The sequence below is a fragment of the Streptomyces sp. NRRL F-5126 genome (assembly GCF_000721265.1).
GTDB lineage: Bacteria > Actinomycetota > Actinomycetes > Streptomycetales > Streptomycetaceae > Streptomyces.
The window spans coordinates 20,863-38,140 of the sequence record NZ_JOFZ01000014.1; the positions used below are offsets into that span (position 1 = coordinate 20,863).

The window sequence follows — 17,278 nt, forward strand, 5'->3', positions numbered from 1 at the left end:
CGGGGAGAGGGTGTCAGCCGGTGGTCGCGACGAACTCGGGCTGGTCGAGCAGGCGCAGCCAACTGCCGCCGGGCTGGCGGCGGACGACCTGCGCGCGGGCTCCCGCCCCGTCCTTCGGCGGGGTCGAGGTGAGGGCGACGCCGTCGCTGACCAGCGTCGGCAGCGGCTGTTCCGGCTCGAAGTGGGGGCGGTTGGCCAGCACCTTCTCCCACAGCACGCGGATCGCCTCCCGGCCCACCGTCCGACCGCCCGGCGGGTAGGCCATCACCGCGCCCTCCTCGTAGAGAGCGGCGACCCCGGCGGCGTCCCCGGCGTTGGACCGCTCGACGAACAGGCGGGTGATGTCCTCTGGCCGCATGGCCTTCTCGTACTCCGGCATGGATTCCTCCTGACATCGGCGCTCCGGCACTTCGACGCTCTCCAGCATGACCACCCATCGACCAGTAGTCCAACAGATGGATATTCTGAATGCCAGAAGCTACAGTCATGATGTGGAACTCAGGCAGCTCGAATACTTCATCGCTGTCGCCGAGGAGCGGAACTTCACCCGGGCGGCCGAGCGCGTGCACATCAGCCAGTCCGGGGTCAGCGCGCAGATGCGCACGCTGGAACGCGAGCTCGGCACCGAGCTGTTCGACCGTTCGGCCCGCATCGTCACCCTCACCGCCGCGGGGAAGGCGGCGCTCGAACACGCCCGCGCAGCGCTCGCCGCCGCCGGGGCCGTCGGGCGGGCGGTGGACGAGGTGACCGGCCTGCTGCAAGGCCGGCTCACGGTCGGAATGGTCATCGGCTGCACCATCACCCCGCTTTTCGACGCCCTCGCCGCGTTCCACCAGGCGCATCCCGGTGTGGAGGTCTCACTGCGCGAGGACAGCTCCGACCGGCTCGCAGACGGGGTGCGCGAAGGCACCGTCGACCTGGCACTGATCGGCGCAGCGGCCACTACCCCCGAGGGGCTCGACGCGCTGACGATCATCAGCGAGCGGCTCGTCGCGGCCGTACCGGCCGGGCACCCGCTGCGGGAACAGCGGCACATCGCCCTGCGCGACCTGACGGCCCATCCGATCGTGTGCATGCCGCCGGGCACCGGCCTGCGCGCGGTGTTCGACCAGGCCTGCGCCGCCCAGGGCCTCAAGCCCGAGATCGCGCTGCAGGCCAGCGCCGCGGACGCCATCGCCGACCTCGCGGCCCGCGGGCTCGGCGTCGCCGTTCTCAGCGAGTCGATGGCCGCGCGCTACAGCGACCGGCTCACCGCGCACACCATCGAGGACGTCACTACGCCCGCGCTGCTCGCCCTGATCTGGAAGCACACGCACAGCCCAGCCGCGCGGGCCCTGCTCGCGCACAGCCGCCGGGCCTTCGCCGCACCCGGCCCGACGGCGCCCGTCAATCGTTGAGGTCAGGAATCGCCGGCGGTTGGTCAACCGCCTGGTCAGCTGGTACTGGTGCGGTGACCGGGTGCGTTCGGTCAGGCGATGCCCGGCGGGTTGGCGATGATCATGCGCCAGCCGAGCCCTGAGGTGTGCCGAAGGACGTTGGTGGCGGTGCCCTGGGTGTCGACTCGCTGCCCGTCGGGAGTGGTGATGTGCAGCGTGTAGTCGACCACGATCAGGACCACGTCGTTCTGCCGGAACACGTGCCGGGTCCGGTTCTCCAGCCGCGCGTCGGCCGCGATGAGTCGCTTCAGCTCCTGGCCGACCTGTTCGTGCCCGTGAACCACCGATCCATCGGAGGTCCGCATGGTCGCGTCCGGGTCGTAGAGGCTGTGCAGCCGGTCCAGGTCGCCCGCGTTGAGTGCCTGGTCGAACGCGCCGGCGAAGGTCGCCGGGTCGGTGATGATCGCGTGGTCCACCGGTGTTTCCTTTCCTTGGCCCACCGACGCGATCAGCGCCCGCAGCGTGGCCAGAGACGTGGCCTGTCCGCCGACGACGAGGTCACCGTCGGCGATGTCGATGAAGCGGACCCAGGTGCGCTGGGTGTTCTCGTCGGTCGGTGCGCAGCCCTCGACGGCCATGAGCTCCCGGGTGATCCTCGCGCCCAGGTCCAGCTTCGCGTCCTCGGTGAGAGCACCACGCAGTGTGCTGACCTCCACGTAGTAGTGCGGCTTCCGCGGGAGGCCGGTCGCCTTGAGGAACGCGGTCGCGGGCAGCTGCTCGAACAGCACCCAGGTCAGTTCGGGTGCGATGGCGCTGTCCCCGAATCCCTCGGCGGCACAGGTCAGCCCACCGAGCACGGCGGCGATCCGCGCCGGGTCGTGACCGTCGAACGCGGCTTCGCTCGTGGTGATCTTGACCAGTGCCATGTCAGCCGACCTGCTCGACATACGGCGTCGCTGTTCCGGTGGTGATGCGAGAATCGGTCATTCGCAGCTCAGTCATACCTGTGGCGCCTCCTCGTACGATCGCTGAATACAGTGATCAGAGTAGGGATCAGCGCTGGTGGAGAAGGGACGTTGTCTGGTGAAAACAAGACAGGCGATCCGCCGGGTGCCGTTCCAGGCGCCGACACCGTTCGGTATCGAGGTGATGACCATCGCGCAGCTGTGGGCGATGGCACCTCCGGGCTACCTCAGCTCGCCACAGCGCCCCGCCTTCCACCTCCTGGTGTTGGTGACCAGCGGCTCCACGACGCACACCGTCGACTTCGAGAAACACCACCTGGCCACGGGGTCGATGCTGTGGGTGCGGCCCGGCCGGGTCCAGGAGTTCGGCGAGCAGGCCACCGGCGACCTGGTGTTGTTCCAGCCGGACTTCCTGATCCCCGGCACGCACGCGGCGAGCCTCGCCGGCGACCACGGCGGCCCGGTCGAAGCCACCGGTCCGTTCGAGCCGGCCCGGCGCGCGCTCCGGCGTGAATACACCCGGGCGGCCGGCTCCGGGCGGCCCACGGTCGTGCAGACCGAGACACTGCGCCACCTGCTGTCCCTGCTCATCCTGGAACTGGCCCGGCACGCTCCGGACCCCAGGCGGCCCGATCCCATCGGACTCGACGCGCGGTTCCGGGACCTCCTGGAGCGGGACTTCGCCACGGCCCATGATGTCGAGCACTACGCCCAGCGGCTCGGCTACTCCGCCCGCACGCTCAACCGGGCCACCCAGGCCGCCACCGGGGAGTCACCGAAGCAGGCCATCAACCGCCGGCTCGTCCTCGAAACCCGCCGGCTGCTCGCGCATACCGACCAGCCCGTCGCCCGCCTCGCCCGCCGCCTTGGTTTCCGCGACCCGTCGAACTTCTCCGCCTTCTTCATCGTCCACACCGGACAGTCACCCACCGCTTTCCGCGCCACTGCCCGGCCGGCGGGCGGCAGCTGAGGGGGCGTCCATAGACTGACACACCCCCTGCTGCGGCGTTCGGCAGTGCGGCCGGCAACGCGCTTTGTTCACCGATCCGGTGCCGAAGCAGCAGGAGCCGGCCTCGGGACTCGATCTCACGGCCTGCCGATGTCCACCGCCCAGACCCCCGTGCCGTCGTACGCCTCCGGGATCGCGGTGAGTACCTGCCCCCCGCCCTGGTCGGCAGCCGAGGCGTAGACCGCGTGGGCGTGCCGCCAGTCGACGCCCGCCACCGTTGCCTGTTCGACGGCGGCCGCGCCGGCGAAATCGAGGGGCAGGAACTCCAGGCCGGGAAGCGCCCCCGTGTGTGCGGCCGCACCTGGAAGCTCCACGCTTGCCGCGATCAGGCACAACGCGGGGACATGCACGCGCCGAAGCGGGTCGTCGACCTCGACCACGGCCAGTCCGGACAGCAGGCGGTGTCCCTTGCACAGGGCGATCACCGCCGTGTGATCCAGGACGATCACCGACGTCCTCCCAGGCGACCGGCGGCTATTTCGTCTCGCCAGGCCTGAGCCTCACGTACGTCCGCGTCGGTCAGCTCGGGCCGCAGGTTCGCGCGGACGTACGCGATCGCCCGTGCCGTGCGCTCGGCCCGTTCGCCTTCGGTGGGAGTTGCCGCGACAACTCGTTCCACGTACGCGCGAGTACTGAGGCCTCGCTCCTCGGCCAGCGTACGAAGGCGATCTCTTATACCCTCATCGATCTTGATCGTGGTGTCGGCCATGAAACCAGAATACCGATGAATACCTCGGTTGGCGTCCACGCCTCGAAATCGTGGAGCCAATGAGCGCTTCCCAGGAGCGAAGCTCGGTACGCGCGCGGTCCACGTGGTGAGCGATCGCGTCGACCGCGTCATCGCCGAAGGGCAGGCAGGGGCGGTTCGTCGGCATGCAGAGCGGCGAGGGCGGCGGCCTCGGCCCTGGCCGGGGGCCCTGGATCGGCGCGCGAACTCACCTGCCCGTTCGGAGGAAGCGCCACCGGGGTCGGCGCTTCAGGAAGGCGCGCCCATCGCCGCGCTGTCCTCATCGGTGACCTGGACGCCGAAATGCTCGGCCAGGCAGGCGCGGGACCGCTCGGCCCGCCCCTGCCTCTCCTCCTCGGTCAAAGTCGACTCTGCGACACGACGCCCGTCAGGAACGCGTGGAAGCCGGCGGGCGCGAACGCGAGGACCGGGCCGTGCGGGTCCTTGCTGTCCCGGACGGCGCGCCCACCCCGGGGCAGCGCGGCGACCTCGACGCAGTTGCCGTTGTTGCCGGAGTACGACGACTTCACCCACGCCGGCCCAGCCGCCGGAACGGGCTTGGTGTTCGACTGCATGATCTAACCCATCTGTTTTGCGGCGTCCGTGATCAACGCCCGCGATGCCCTGACGTTAGCAGCGGCCATGTTGAGGCGGCGGAAGAGCGTCGTGTACACCTCGACCTCGGCCGGCTCCTCGTAGTACAGCGTGCTTGTCGGAGATTCGCTATAGGCAATGTCGGTTTCGGACGCCGCGGGGAAGCCCATCACGACGAACGGGCCGAAGAGACACGCGTTCATCGGGTCCTCCCGCGGCAGCACCTGGAGTTGGACGTTGGACCTGCGACTGTCCGCCAGCAGTGCCTCCAGCTGGGCCTTCATCACGGCCCGCGTACCGACCCGGTGGTACAGCACACTCTCCGAGACGATCACCCAGAGCTGGAGCGGGTGTTCCTTCGTGAGGACCTGACGGCGCTCGCCGCGCACCGTGACCTGTGTCTCCACATGTTCCGACGTGGCGTCGGGGACCTGGAGCCCGATCACTGCCCGGGTGTACTCCGGCGTCTGGAGCAGCCCGGGGACGAGGTTCGTCTCGACGTTGTACAGCTCGCTCGCGTCGGACTCGACGGCGGCGTACGCGGCGTAGGCGCCGTCGACGGCGTTCGCGTACCGCGACCACCAGCCCTTCTGCTTCGACTCCCGGGACAGCTTCTCGATCTCGGCACGCTCGTCCGGGTCGGTGACCCCGTACAGGTCCATCAACGCACGGAGGTCCGGGAGGCGGACGCCGGACTGGGCGTTCTCGATCCGGCCCACCTTGGACTTGTCCGAGTCCAGCACCACGGAGGCGTCCGCATGCGTCATCCCGGCGGTGGTACGCAGCTCGCGCAGGCGGCGGGCGAGCCGGCGTTGACGGATCGTCGGGTTGGTGTTGAGCGGCATGGCGGGTCCTCCCTCGGCCCTTCAGGAGCAACCAGTGTGACGTGGCATCACCACGCAGGCAAGTAATAGTACTTTCCATGAAAGTGTTGACTTGACACTTTCACTGAACCACGCTGCATCATGTGTCCATCACAGCGGTGCGTGACGGCGTCACCACACTCCGGTCAAGTGCCGCCGCGCGAGGAGAAAACCATGACGGAGCCTGTCCACGGCTACATGCGGGCATATCCCGGCACACCGGACGACGAGATCGAGGCCGACCAGGAGCGGATGCGCGCGTGCGCCGTCGAGCGTGGGTGGGAGTTGGTGGAGATCCACGAGGAGACCACAGCGGGCAGCCTCGCGGCTCTGGACGAACTCGTCGTCTCGTTACGGCGTACCGGAACGCGGTCGGTGCTCGTACCCTCCTTTCAGCACCTCGGGACGAGCCTCGTGCTCCAGGCCCACATCGTCGACCACCTCCTGTGGGCCACGGGTGCCGAGGTGTACAGCGTGGGAGCGCGCCGATGAGGGGCCGACACCCCGCCACAGCGCACGTGGTGTGCCGCGTCGCGGGGGTTCGGCTTCCGGCGGTGCTCGAAGCGGCTGCCCTCGCACGCGAGTTCGTCCGCCAGACGCTGACCGCCTGGAGCCTTCCCGATCAGCGAGGCGACACTGAACTGATCGTCTCGGAGCTGGTGGCGAATGCCGTGACACACACCAAAGCCGTCGACGTCATGACCGGCCCGTCGGTCGAGGTGCGGCTGCGGCTGCTCGGCGCCGGCAGCCTGTGCGTCGAGGTGTGGGACGCGGGGGACGGCGACCCCGGCGTCCCCGACCAGAGCGACGAGGCGGAGAGCGGCCGGGGCCTCTTCCTCGTGGAGGCGCTGAGCCACCGGTGGGGCACCCGGCGCATGGACGGTCCCGGCAAGGTCGTCTGGGCCGAACTCCCGCCCGCATTCGACCCGTTGCCCGGACCAGACCTCGGCGTGGCGAGTGGAGCACCCCCGAGCGGACCCGGCGCGGCCGTGCTCCGCCGCGTACTGGGCAGCCTGAGACGTGCGCACACGCCGTGCTGACAGCACCAGTAGTGCGACAAACCCTTCAGGTCGCGCGCAGGCGCCGTGAGGGGGACGGAGGCCTCAGCCACGCCGGCGGAGGTACGCCTCCAGCTCGGCGGCACCCGTCAGCATCGCCCGCCCGCGGGCGGACAGCCGGTTGCGCCAGGCGGAGAGCGTGGCCTCCAGCGGTTCGAGGCCGCCGGCGGCCCGCACCTGGGCGATCAGTGGGGCGATCTGCTCCAGCAGGTAGCCGCCGCGCCTGAGCTGGTGGGCCAGGCGGGCGTCCCGTACATCGGCCTCGGCGTAGACGCGGTATCCGGTCTTCGGGTCCCGGCTCGGGCTCACCAGGCCTGCGCTCTCCCACTTGCGCAGGGTCGCGGGACGGAGGCCGAGGCGTTCCGCCAGCGGGCCGATGAACATCTCGCCCGCGCCGGGCACGCGCGCCTCGGCCAGATTCAGGTCGCGTAGGGCCCTCTCCACGGCCCGGAGCGTCCTGCGGTCGTCGAGGAGCTGGGCGTGGCTCTCGTCGATGAGGCGGAACGCCTCGTCCGGCATGCTCTCGTTCACGGCCCGCATGATCGACGCCGCCGTCCGGTGGCCGTGGCCCGGCAGCAGGGCGAGGAACGCGCGCAGGGCTGCCGCGTGCAGGGGCGTGTAGGTCCGGTAGCCGTGGGCCGTGCGGTCGGCGGCCGGGAGGATGCCGGCCTCCTCGTAGTTCCTGACCGCCTGCGTGGACAGACCGTGCCCGCGCGCCAGATCGACCGGCCTGAGACGCTCACCGCTTTGAAGCTTTTGTGCCACGAATCCGGACAGTACCGCGTCGAAGTCTCCATTGAAAGTTCAACGATACGGTTGAATCCATGGCTACTGACATCGAGGACGCCCTCCATGCCGTCGACGCATCGGCCGTCATGCGGCTGCTCCCTCGCCGGCCGGAGTTGCTCGCCCTGGGCGAGCCCACCCACGGTGAGGACGCTCTGCTCGACCTGCGCAACGAGCTGTTCCGGCAGCTCGTCAAGCAGGAGGGCTACCGGACGATCGCGATCGAGAGCGACTGCATGCGGGGGCTGGTCGTGGACGACTACGTCACCGGGGGCGCGGGCACCCTCGACGACGTCATGGCGCACGGTTTCGGCCACGGCTTCGGCGCCTCCGCCGCCAACCGCGAACTCGTGGGCTGGATGCGCACGTTCAATGACGGCCGGGCCGCACAGGACCGGCTGCGCTTCGCCGGGATCGACGGCCCGCTGGAGATCACCGGCGCCGCGAGCCCCCGTCAGGCACTCACCGCACTGCACCGCTACCTCTCGGCCCATGCGGACCGGCACCTGCTCCCCTGTACCGCCGAAACCCTCGACGGCCTGCTCGGCGCCGACGACCCGTGGGTCGACTCCGCGGCGATGACGGACCCGGCCAGGTCCGTGGGGCAGTCGGCCGAGGCCGCCCGGCTGCGGCTGATCGCCGACGACCTGGTGGCGGTACTCGACGAGCAGGCGCCGCACCTGATCGCGCGGACGTCACGGGACGACCGGGACCGCGCCCGCCTGTACGGGCGCACCGCCACAGGCCTGCTGCGCTACCACCACTGGATGGCCGAGGCCTCACCCGCCCGCATGGCGCGACTGCTCGGCGTGCGGGACTCCATGATGGCCGCCAACCTCCTCGCACTCGCCGAACGGGGCCCGGCACGCCCGGCACTCGTCCACGCGCACAACGGCCATCTCCAGCGGCCCAAGAGCTCGATGCGGATGTGGGAGGGGCCGGTGGAGTGGTGGAGCGCCGGTGCGCTGGTGAGCGCACGCCTCGGTGAGGGGTACGCGTTCGTGGCCACGGCCCTCGGCACGCTCCCGCACCGGGGCGTGGGCGCCCCGCCGCCGGACACCGTCGAGGGCCTCCTCTACGCGCTGCCGAAGGAACGCTGTCTCGTCGACGCACGGCAACTGGCCACCGTCATCACCGACATGCGGCCCGAGCCTCGCGAGTCGCCCTGGTTCGGCTACGCCCCGCTCGACCCGGCCCACCTGACCGCGAGCGACGGGCTCGTGTTCGTCAAGGACGTCTCGCGGCGCTAGCGGTCCGACCAGGCGGGCCGGGAACGGGGATGCGCCCCACGGGGTGCGCCTCGTCAGGGGTGCGGCCCGTTCCCGGCCCTCCCGCTCAGCCTCGGAGCAGTTCCTCCCGCACACTCCGCGCACCCGCGATCAGGTTGTCCAGGGATGCCCGCGTCTCGGCCCAGCCCCGCGTCTTCAGCCCGCAGTCGGGGTTGACCCAGAGCCGGTCGTCCGGAATCGCCCGAAGTCCCTTGCGCAGCAGGGCGATCACCTCGTCCGTGGACGGCACGCGCGGCGAGTGGATGTCGTAGACGCCCGGTCCCGCCTCGCGGGGATAGCCGTGCCCGGCGAGCTCATGGGCGACCTGCATGTGGGAGCGGGCGGCCTCCAGGCTGATGACGTCGGCGTCGAGGTCGTCGATGGCCTGGATGATGTCGCCGAACTCGGCGTAGCACATGTGGGTGTGGATCTGGGTGTCGGGCCGCACACCGCCCGTGGTGAGCCGGAACGCCTCGGTGGCCCAGGCCAGGTAGTCGGGCCGCCCCGCGGCCCGCAGCGGCAGGGTCTCACGCAGGGCGGGCTCGTCGACCTGGATCACGGCGGTGCCCGCCGTCTCCAGGTCGAGCACCTCGTCGCGCAGGGCCATGGCGACCTGCCGCGCGGTGTCGGCGAGCGGCTGGTCGTCGCGGACGAAGGACCAGGCCAGCATCGTCACCGGGCCCGTGAGCATGCCCTTGACGGGCTTGCCGGTGAGTGACTGGGCGTAGGTGGTCCAGCGGACCGTCATGGGCTCAGGGCGGGAGATGTCCCCGGCCAGGATCGGCGGGCGCACGTAGCGCGTGCCGTACGACTGCACCCAGCCGTGGCGGGTGGCGACGTACCCGGTCAGCTGCTCGGCGAAGTACTGCACCATGTCGTTGCGTTCGGGCTCGCCGTGCACCAGCACGTCGAGGCCGGCCTTCTCCTGGAAGGAGATCACCTCGCCGATGGCGGACTTGATGTGCTCCTCGTATCCGGCGGTGTCGAGCCGGCCCGTGCGCAGGGCGGCACGGGCGGCGCGCAGGTCGTCGGTCTGCGGGAAGGAGCCGACGGTGGTGGTCGGCAACGGCGGCAGCCCCAGCCGGGCCCGCTGCGCGGCGCCGCGTTCGCCGTAGGTACGGGACCGGCGGGAGTCCGCGTCGGTGACCGCGGCGGCGCGGGCGCGTACGGCCGGGTCGCGGGTGAGGGCGGAGGCGGCGCGCGAGGCCAGGTCGGCGCGGTTCGCGCTCAGTTGGTCCGCGATGGCGGTGGTGCCCTCGGTGATGCCGCGGGCGAGGGTGACGACCTCGGTGGTCTTCTGCCGTGCGAAGGCGAGCCAGCGGACGATCCGCGGGTCGATGTCGTGCTCCAGTGTCACGTCGAGCGGCACGTGGAGGAGCGAGCAGGATGTCGCGACGTCCACCCGGTCGGCCAGGCCGAGCAGGGTTGCGAGGGTGGCGAGGGACTTCTCCAGGTTGTTGATCCAGATGTTGCGTCCGTCGACCACGCCCGCGACCAGGGTCTTGCCGGGGAGGCCGCCGATCGACGCCAGATCGTCGAGGTTGCGGGCGGCCGGGCCCGTGAAGTCGAGGGCGAGGCCCTCGACGGGTGTGGCGGCCAGCACGGGCAGTGCCTCACCGAGACGGTCGAAGTAGGAGGCGACCAGGAGCTTCGGCCGGTCGGCGAGTGAGCCCAGGTCGCGGTAGGCACGGGCCGCGGCGTCCAGTTCCGCGCGGGTGCGGTCCTGCACGAGCGCGGGCTCGTCGAGTTGCACCCACCCGGCGCCTGCCGCCCGCAGGTCGGCGAGGATCTGCGCGTAGACCGGCAGGAGCCGATCCAGCAGCGTGAGGGGCTCGAATCCTGCCGGGGCGCCCGGCGCGGCCTTGGCCAGCAGCAGGTACGTGACGGGGCCGACGAGTACGGGCCGAGCGGCCAGGCCCAGGTCGAGGGCCTCCCGGATCTCTCCCGTCTGCTGGGAGGAGTCGGCGGTGAAGACCGTGTCAGGGGACAGTTCGGGCACCAGGTAGTGGTAGTTGGTGTCGAACCACTTCGTCATCTCCAGCGGCGCGGCCTCCTGCGTGCCGCGTGCCATGGCGAACATGCCGTCGAGGCGGTCGGTGTCGACGGCGCGCCTGTGGCGCTCGGGGACGGCACCGACCATCAGGCTGGTGTCGAGCACGTGGTCGTAGTACGAGAAGCCGCCGGTCGGCACCTCGGTCAGGCCCGCCTCGGCCAACTGACGCCAGGTGGCAAGGCGCAGGTCGCGCCCGATCCGGCGCAGCTCGTCGGCGCCGATTCGGCCCTTCCAGTACCCCTCCACGGCCTTCTTCAGTTCCCGGCCGGGGCCCTGGCGCGGGTAGCCGTGGACGGTCGCCCGTACGGCGGGGGGCTTCGCTGTCACAGAACTCTCCTTCGCGAGTCGCTCTCGTGCGACCCGGCGGCGCCGTGCGACGTGAAGGAAGGATCTGCCGGAGGCACACCGCGCGACCCTCGCGCCGTGTCCTTCCGACGAGTACCAGACCCACCCACGAGGCCACCGGTGTCTCCGCGCACGGATGGCCGCACGCGGGCAACGGGCAGGTCTTCGGACTCGCGAGCACGGACACCTCAAGGCGCGGGCGTCCACCTACTGGCCGTCGCTTCCCAGGCCCGACGGGCCCAGTGCGTGTGACGGCGGTCGTTCCCGCTCACCGCTGCGGGGCAGTCCCGGATTCCCACCGGGTTCCCTCTTACGACGCTCCCGCCTGGCGGACGGATGCGAACCAGCTGCGCCAGTCAGCGTAACGCGCGCCTGCCGTCATGCGCGGCCGGCAAGGACGCAGTCGCCGCAGACGGCCTCCCTGCGGCCGCCCGGAGGCGCTGCCCGGTAGATGAGGCAGCAGCTACGGCGGCGGAACCGCACGCGCCCTTCGCCGCCCGTGAACGTCCCGCGCAGGGGCGGCTGCGCCAGAAAGGCCCTGACAGCCGTGGTGACTTCGTCCCCGCGCGCAGGTGCCGCTGCCGCCAGGGCGGCGCCCGCGCCGTTCACCGCGGAGGCCACGTTGCCCCACAACGTGGCTCGCGGCACGGACAGTTCGGCCGCCGCTTCCAGGAGAGGCACCACGAGCTGCGCCACTACCCGGCCGGCGGTCACGGTCGGTGGACCGGGCGGTGGACCGGGCGGTGGACCGGGCGGTGGACCGGGCGGTTCAGCGCCCGGCGCACCGGGGTGCGGCAGGGAGAGCGGGAACGCGGAGCCGAGCTCGGGCTGCCACCACAGCTCACGAAGCGCGGGGACGGGCACCGCGCCGTACAGGGCGGTGAGCGCGAGGAACGGCGAGACGACGCGGGCGGTCAGTCCCAGGTGGGTGACCGACGCGGCAACACGCCGGCCGGCGGCGTCGGGCCGCAGCCCGCCGGCCGCCGCGAGATGGCCGCGTACCGCCTCGACGCGTGCGGCCAGCGCGGACGCCTGGGTCACCAGTTCGCCCAGGGGTTGCCACGGCGAGCGGCACGCCGATCCCGGGGTGTGCGAGGCGACGGCGAAGAACGGCCCGCAGGCCGCGAGCTCGTCGAGCACCGCGGCCCGCGAAGGGCTGTCCGTCATGCTCCGGTGGCCGGCTGGGTCTGCCCCGGGCGCCCCGCGGCTGTGGAGGGGGACGGTACCGAAGCGGGTTGGGCACGGCGCGCCAGGAGACGCTCGGCCATGGGCGCGAAGACCAGCCCGAGGACTCCCCACAGCAGCAACTGGGCCGCGACCGAGTAGAAGCGGAAGGAGAACAGCACGTCGGCCGGGAACCCGGGGTAGACGATCGTCCCGTGGGGGTCCTTCAGCGACAGCGGCGTCTCGGTGGCGTGGTGTCCGTACTGCTGGACGTTCACGGACAGCTCGCCGAGTGAGGGCAGCAGCGCCATGACGGCGCCGATCACCACGATGTACCCGAGACCGGCGAGCAGGGTGGCGTTCCAGTTGCCGAACCGTTCGGCGAGCCGCCTGCCGGCCCAGACCGCCAGGATCAGCAGCACCAGCGAGCACCCCACCATCACCAGGTACAGGTTCCCCCGGTCCCTGATGGTGTCGGGATGCCCGATGGCGGGCGGGTTGGCGGGGTACTTCACGAACGGTACGAGGTAGAAGCCGAGGAACCCGCCGAGCGCGACGAGCATGGCGAGGTTGCGGGCACGCAGCTTGCCGACCCGGCCGAGGCAGATGGTGTAGGCGACGGCGAACAGCGCGCCCATGGCCATGCCGAAGAAGATCATGCCGACGCCGATACCGACGTCCGCCTGGATCGTGCGGCTGAAGATGTCAGGACCCGCGGCCTCGGGTGCCAGCCCGGCGGCCTTGTCCAGCACGCCCTGCGCCGCGTCGCGGCCGCTCTCGTAGTCGATGGCCCTGTCGATCTGCGGTTCGGCGAGGATCCGGGCGAAGATGAAGGCGAGCACGCCCGCCACCGCGCCGGCCAGGATGCCGCGCAGGATGAGTCGTTTCTCCATGTTCAGATGTCCACTCTCTCGTACTGCCGGCGGCCGGCGCGGGCCGGTCAGTGGCAGGGGAAGCCGAGGAAGTGGCGTGCGTCGTGCACGAACTCGTGCACGTGCATGTCATTGCCGAACACGGAGTAGGCGCCCTGGTCGACGCCTATGAAGTAGTACACCGCGAATGCGACGACCGCCGTGCCCACCAGCCACATCACGGCCTTGGAAACGGGCAGGACGAGCGGCGTGGCGGACGAGTTGGCGCTGGGCGCGGACATGCTGCTCACGGGGAGTCTCCTTCGGGGATCGTGCGTCCCACAGTCGGTGGAGCGTCGTGATGGCGAAGTGTCTGACTGCGGGCCGAAGGCCCGATCACAGTGGCGCGACCGTGCTGGAATCTCACCAGCTTCCTTATGCCATCCCTACTCCATGAGCGTACGGAGCGGACCGGCGGTGAGTCAATCGGCGTTCGAGCCAGAATGCGCGAGCCGTCCTGCGACGCCGGCGCGCCCGGTGCGGCTCAGCCCTCCTCGTCCGACTCCAGGTCGCCCTCCGTCTCCAGGAGGACCTGCCGCAGTTCCGCCAGCACGCGCGGGTCGGGCTTCGCCCACATGCCGCGTGACTCCGCCTCCAGGAGGCGTTCCGCCATGCCGTGCAGGGCCCAGGGGTTGGCCTGCTGGAGGAACTCGCGGTTCTGCTCGTCGAGTACGTACGTCTCCGTGAGCTTGTCGTACATCCAGTCGGCGACCACGCCCGTCGTCGCGTCGTAGCCGAACAAGTAGTCCACGGTCGCGGCGAGTTCGAACGCGCCCTTGTAGCCGTGGCGGCGCATCGCCTCGATCCAGCGCGGGTTGACGACCCGCGCGCGGAACACCCGGGACGTCTCCTCCACCAGGGTGCGCGTGCGGACGGTCTCCGGGCGCGTCGAGTCGCCGACGTACGCCTCGGGGGCCGTGCCCTTCAACGCGCGGACCGTGGCGACCATGCCGCCGTGGTACTGGTAGTAGTCGTCCGAGTCGGCGATGTCGTGCTCACGCGTGTCGGTGTTCTTCGCCGCCACCGCGATCCGCCTGTACGCGGTCTCCATCTCCTCGCGCGCCGCCCGCCCTTCGAGCCCGCGCCCGTACGCGTAGCCGCCCCACGCCGTGTAGACCTCGGCGAGGTCGGCGTCGGTGCGCCAGTCGCGGCTGTCGATGAGCTGGAGCAGCCCAGCCCCGTACGTGCCGGGGCGTGAGCCGAAGATGCGGGTGGTGGCGGCGCGTTCGTCGGCGCCCGCCGCCATGTCGGCGCGCGCGTGCGCCCGTACGCGGTTGTCGTCCGCCGGCTCGTCGAGCGACGCGGCCAGCCGCACCGCGTCGTCCAGCAGGCCGATCGCGTGCGGGAACGCGTCGCGGAAGAAGCCGCTGATGCGCAGGGTGACGTCGGTCCTGGGGCGGCCCAGCTCGTCGAGGTTGATCGGTTCGAGACCCGTGACGCGTCGGGACGCGTCGTCCCACACCGGCCGGACGCCGAGCAGCGCGAGCGCCTCGGCGATGTCGTCGCCCGCCGTGCGCATGGCGCTCGTGCCCCACAGGGACAGGCCGACGGAGTCGGGCCACGTGCCGTTGTCGTCGCGGTAGCGCGTCAGCAGCGACTCGGCGAGCGCCTGGCCCGTCTCCCACGCGAGGCGGCTCGGCACCGCCTTCGGGTCGACGGAGTAGAAGTTGCGGCCCGTCGGCAGGACGTTGACGAGGCCGCGCAGCGGCGATCCCGACGGGCCCGCCGGCACGAAGCCGCCGTTCAGCGCGAGGACCGCGTGGTCGATCTCGTCCGTCGTCCCGGCGAGGCGCGGCACGACCTCCTGTGCGGCGAACGTGAGGATGTCGGCGACCGCCTCCGGCTCGCCCGCCGCGACCTCGGCCACGGCGGACGGCGCCCAGTCGGCGTCCTCCATGCGCTGGACGAGGGCGCGCGCCCGCGCCTCGACGTCGTCGGCCGCCGTGCGCGTGGCCGCCGACTCGTCGAGGCCGAGCGCCTCGCGCAGGCCCGGCAGCGACCGGGTGCCGCCCCAGATCTGCCGGGCGCGCAGCACGGCGAGTACGAGGTTGACGCGGGGCCCGCCGGTGGGCGCGGCGCCCAGCACGTGCAGGCCGTCGCGGATCTGCGCGTCCTTGATCTCGCACAGCCAGCCGTCCACGTGCAGCACGAACTCGTCGAACCCCTCGTCGTCGGGGCGCTCGCCGCCGTCGAGCCCGAGGTCGTGGTCGAGCTTCGCGGCCTGGATCAGCGTCCAGATCTGCGCGCGCACGGCGGGTAGCTTCGCGGGGTCCATGGCGGCGATCTGCGCGTGCTCGTCCAGGAGTTGTTCGAGGCGCGCGATGTCGCCGTAGGACTCGGCGCGCGCCATGGGCGGGACCAGGTGGTCGATCAGGGTGGCGTGCGCGCGGCGCTTGGCCTGCGTGCCCTCGCCCGGGTCGTTGACGAGGAACGGGTAGACGAGCGGCAGGTCGCCGAGCGCCGCGTCGGGCGCGCAGGCCGCGGACAGGCCCGCGTTCTTGCCGGGCAGCCACTCCAGGTTGCCGTGCTTGCCGAGGTGCACCATCGCGTCGGCGCCGAAGCCGCCATCGGCGCGCGGCGCGGAGATCCACCGGTAGGCGGCCAGGTAGTGGTGCGAGGGCGGCAGGTCGGGGTCGTGGTAGATCGCGATGGGGTTCTCGCCGAAGCCGCGCGGCGGCTGGATGAGGATGAGCAGGTTGCCGCGGCGCAGGGCGGCCAGCACGATGTCGCCGTCCGGGTCGCGCGAGCGGTCCACGAACATCTCGCCGGGCGCGTCGCCCCAGTGGTGCTCCACGGACTGCCGGAGCTCGGAGGGCAGCCCGGCGAACCAGCGGCGGTAGTCGGCGGCCGGGACGCGCACCGGGTTGCGCGCCATCTGCTCCTCGGTGAGCCACTCCTGGTCGTGGCCGCCCGCGTCGATGAGCGCGCGGATCAGCTCGTCGCCGTCGCCGGAGGCGAAGCCGGGGATGTCGTCCGTGTCGCCGAAGTCGTAGCCCTCGGCGGCCAGTCGGCGCAGCAGCGCGACCGCGCTCGCGGGGGTGTCGAGCCCGACGGCGTTGCCGATGCGTGAGTGCTTCGTCGGGTACGCGGACAGGACGAGCGCTATGCGCTTGTCCGCGTTGGGCACGTGCCGCAGGCGGGCGTGGCGCACGGCAGTGCCCGCGACGCGCGCGGCGCGCTCCGGGTCGGCCACGTAGGACGGCAGGCCGTCCTCGTCGATCTCCTTGAACGAGAACGGGACCGTGATCAGCCGCCCGTCGAACTCGGGCACCGCGATCTGGCCGGCCGCGTCCAGCGGCGACAGGCCCTCGTCGTTGGCCTCCCAGTCGGCGCGCGAACCGGTCAGGCACAGGGCTTGCAGGATCGGCACGCCCAGCGCGGCGAGCGCGCCCGCGTCCCACGACTCGTCGTCCTCCCCCGCCGACGCCCCGGCGGGCCGGGTGCCGCCGGCCGCGAGGACGGTGGTGACGAGCGCGTCCGCCGGGCGCAGCGCGTCGAGCAGCTCGGGCTCGGGCGTGCGCAGCGACGCCACGTACAGCGGGAGCGCGCGGCCGCCCGCCGCCTCGATCGCCGTGCACAGGGCGTCGACGAAGGCGGTGTTGCCGCTCATGTGGTGGGCGCGGTAGTAGAGCACGGCGACGAGCGGCGCCGCCTCGCCCAGGGAGGCTTCGGGCGCGGTCTCGCGCTCCAGCACGCCCCAGGACGGCGCGGGCGCGGGCGGTTCGAAGCCGTGTCCTGTCAGCAGCACGGTGTCGGAGAGGAACCGCGCCAGCCGGTCCAGGTTCGCCGGGCCGCCGTGCGCGAGGTAGGCGTGCGCCTCGGCGGCGATCCCGATCGGGACGGTGGACGCCTCCATCAGCTGGGCGTCGGGCGCCTGCTCGCCGGTCAGGACGACGAGGGGCTTGCCGCAGGCGCGGAGCGCGTCGATCCCGTCCTGCCAGGCGCGCACGCCGCCGAGGAGTCGCACGACGACGAGGTCGGCGCCGTCGAGCAGCCCCGGCAGGTCGCCGAGTGGCAGGCGGGCGGGGTTGGCGAACCGGAACGGCACGGGGCCGCCTTCGGCGTTCGCGGCGCGGGCGGAGAGCAGATCGGTGTCGGACGTCGACAGGAGCAGGAGCATGCGGCGTCTTGCCTTCCTCGGGGTCCGCGCCCCGGGCGG

General features: G+C 71.7%; 17 protein-coding genes and 2 riboswitches. Of the genes, 5 read left to right on the plus strand and 12 right to left on the minus strand.

All coding sequences use genetic code 11. The features are described from left to right. Window positions 1-13: 13 nt before the first annotated feature. The gene (locus IH48_RS0129015) at window positions 14-379 is read right to left on the minus strand and encodes a YybH family protein (RefSeq protein WP_030911082.1); all 366 of its coding nucleotides are present in this window, start codon (window positions 377-379) and stop codon (window positions 14-16) included. A 112-nt stretch (window positions 380-491) separates the two neighbouring features. On the opposite strand from IH48_RS0129015, the gene IH48_RS0129020 reads away from it, so the two are divergent. Beyond that, a complete protein-coding gene (locus tag IH48_RS0129020) occupies window positions 492-1,397 on the plus strand; it encodes a LysR family transcriptional regulator (RefSeq protein ID WP_030911085.1) in 906 nt (301 codons plus the stop codon). A 71-nt stretch (window positions 1,398-1,468) separates the two neighbouring features. Here IH48_RS0129020 and IH48_RS0129025 read toward each other — a convergent pair whose 3' ends face one another. After that, entirely contained in the window at window positions 1,469-2,302 is an 834-nt protein-coding gene (locus tag IH48_RS0129025; protein WP_030911089.1) for a nuclear transport factor 2 family protein, read from the minus strand. Window positions 2,303-2,459: 157 nt separating this feature from the next. Between IH48_RS0129025 and IH48_RS0129030 the strand changes: the two genes are divergently transcribed. Further along, window positions 2,460-3,311, plus strand: a complete 852-nt coding sequence (locus tag IH48_RS0129030) for a helix-turn-helix domain-containing protein (protein ID WP_234434418.1) — start codon at window positions 2,460-2,462, stop codon at window positions 3,309-3,311. 116 nt (window positions 3,312-3,427) lie between these two features. Here IH48_RS0129030 and IH48_RS0129035 read toward each other — a convergent pair whose 3' ends face one another. The 4 genes from IH48_RS0129035 to IH48_RS0129050 all read right to left on the minus strand — a co-directional run bounded on the left by IH48_RS0129035 (window position 3,428) and on the right by IH48_RS0129050 (window position 5,516). Beyond that, window positions 3,428-3,799: a hypothetical protein gene (locus IH48_RS0129035; protein WP_051840815.1), complete on the minus strand. Its 372-nt coding sequence runs from the start codon at window positions 3,797-3,799 to the stop codon at window positions 3,428-3,430. Next, a complete protein-coding gene (locus tag IH48_RS36400) occupies window positions 3,796-4,059 on the minus strand; it encodes a hypothetical protein (RefSeq protein ID WP_158710367.1) in 264 nt (87 codons plus the stop codon). The genes IH48_RS0129035 and IH48_RS36400 overlap by 4 nt, the downstream gene beginning before the upstream one ends. Before the next feature lie 377 nt (window positions 4,060-4,436). Continuing rightward, the gene (locus IH48_RS0129045) at window positions 4,437-4,652 is read right to left on the minus strand and encodes a DUF397 domain-containing protein (protein ID WP_030911096.1); all 216 of its coding nucleotides are present in this window, start codon (window positions 4,650-4,652) and stop codon (window positions 4,437-4,439) included. A gap of 3 nt (window positions 4,653-4,655) precedes the next feature. Then, entirely contained in the window at window positions 4,656-5,516 is an 861-nt protein-coding gene (locus IH48_RS0129050; RefSeq protein WP_030911099.1) for a helix-turn-helix domain-containing protein, read from the minus strand. Between the two features lie 192 nt (window positions 5,517-5,708). On the opposite strand from IH48_RS0129050, the gene IH48_RS0129055 reads away from it, so the two are divergent. Beyond that, window positions 5,709-6,026, plus strand: a complete 318-nt coding sequence (locus IH48_RS0129055; RefSeq protein WP_030911102.1) for a recombinase family protein — start codon at window positions 5,709-5,711, stop codon at window positions 6,024-6,026. Continuing rightward, window positions 6,023-6,574, plus strand: coding sequence for an ATP-binding protein (locus tag IH48_RS0129060; RefSeq protein ID WP_078850122.1), 552 nt, complete (start codon window positions 6,023-6,025; stop codon window positions 6,572-6,574). The genes IH48_RS0129055 and IH48_RS0129060 overlap by 4 nt, the downstream gene beginning before the upstream one ends. 63 nt (window positions 6,575-6,637) lie before the next feature. On the opposite strand, the gene IH48_RS0129065 is transcribed toward IH48_RS0129060, so the two are convergent. Then, window positions 6,638-7,357 (minus strand): TioE family transcriptional regulator, encoded by a 720-nt coding sequence (locus IH48_RS0129065; protein ID WP_030911107.1) that lies wholly within the window; start codon window positions 7,355-7,357, stop codon window positions 6,638-6,640. 59 nt (window positions 7,358-7,416) lie between these two features. Here IH48_RS0129065 and IH48_RS0129070 point away from each other — a divergent pair, with 59 nt between their 5' ends. Next, window positions 7,417-8,628, plus strand: a complete 1,212-nt coding sequence (locus tag IH48_RS0129070) for an erythromycin esterase family protein (RefSeq protein ID WP_030911109.1) — start codon at window positions 7,417-7,419, stop codon at window positions 8,626-8,628. 85 nt (window positions 8,629-8,713) lie between these two features. Here the strand turns inward: IH48_RS0129070 and metE are convergent, their stop codons facing one another. The 5 genes from metE to cobN all read right to left on the minus strand — a co-directional run bounded on the left by metE (window position 8,714) and on the right by cobN (window position 17,239). Continuing rightward, window positions 8,714-11,026, minus strand: coding sequence for a 5-methyltetrahydropteroyltriglutamate--homocysteine S-methyltransferase (gene metE / locus IH48_RS0129075; protein ID WP_030911111.1), 2,313 nt, complete (start codon window positions 11,024-11,026; stop codon window positions 8,714-8,716). Window positions 11,027-11,203: 177 nt separating this feature from the next. Continuing rightward, a riboswitch (cobalamin riboswitch) is annotated at window positions 11,204-11,357 on the minus strand. A gap of 65 nt (window positions 11,358-11,422) precedes the next feature. Then, window positions 11,423-12,211 (minus strand): (2Fe-2S)-binding protein, encoded by a 789-nt coding sequence (locus IH48_RS0129080; protein WP_030911113.1) that lies wholly within the window; start codon window positions 12,209-12,211, stop codon window positions 11,423-11,425. Beyond that, window positions 12,208-13,101, minus strand: a complete 894-nt coding sequence (locus tag IH48_RS0129085) for a CbtA family protein (protein WP_051840818.1) — start codon at window positions 13,099-13,101, stop codon at window positions 12,208-12,210. Before IH48_RS0129085 ends, IH48_RS0129080 begins: the two co-directional genes overlap by 4 nt. A 47-nt stretch (window positions 13,102-13,148) precedes the next feature. Beyond that, entirely contained in the window at window positions 13,149-13,361 is a 213-nt protein-coding gene (locus IH48_RS0129090) for a CbtB domain-containing protein (RefSeq protein WP_030911116.1), read from the minus strand. Beyond that, window positions 13,353-13,530, minus strand: a riboswitch (cobalamin riboswitch). (Overlaps the previous gene by 9 nt.) A 73-nt stretch (window positions 13,531-13,603) precedes the next feature. Then, a complete protein-coding gene (gene cobN, locus IH48_RS0129095; RefSeq protein ID WP_030911118.1) occupies window positions 13,604-17,239 on the minus strand; it encodes a cobaltochelatase subunit CobN in 3,636 nt (1,211 codons plus the stop codon). Between the last annotated feature and the right edge of the window lie 39 nt (window positions 17,240-17,278).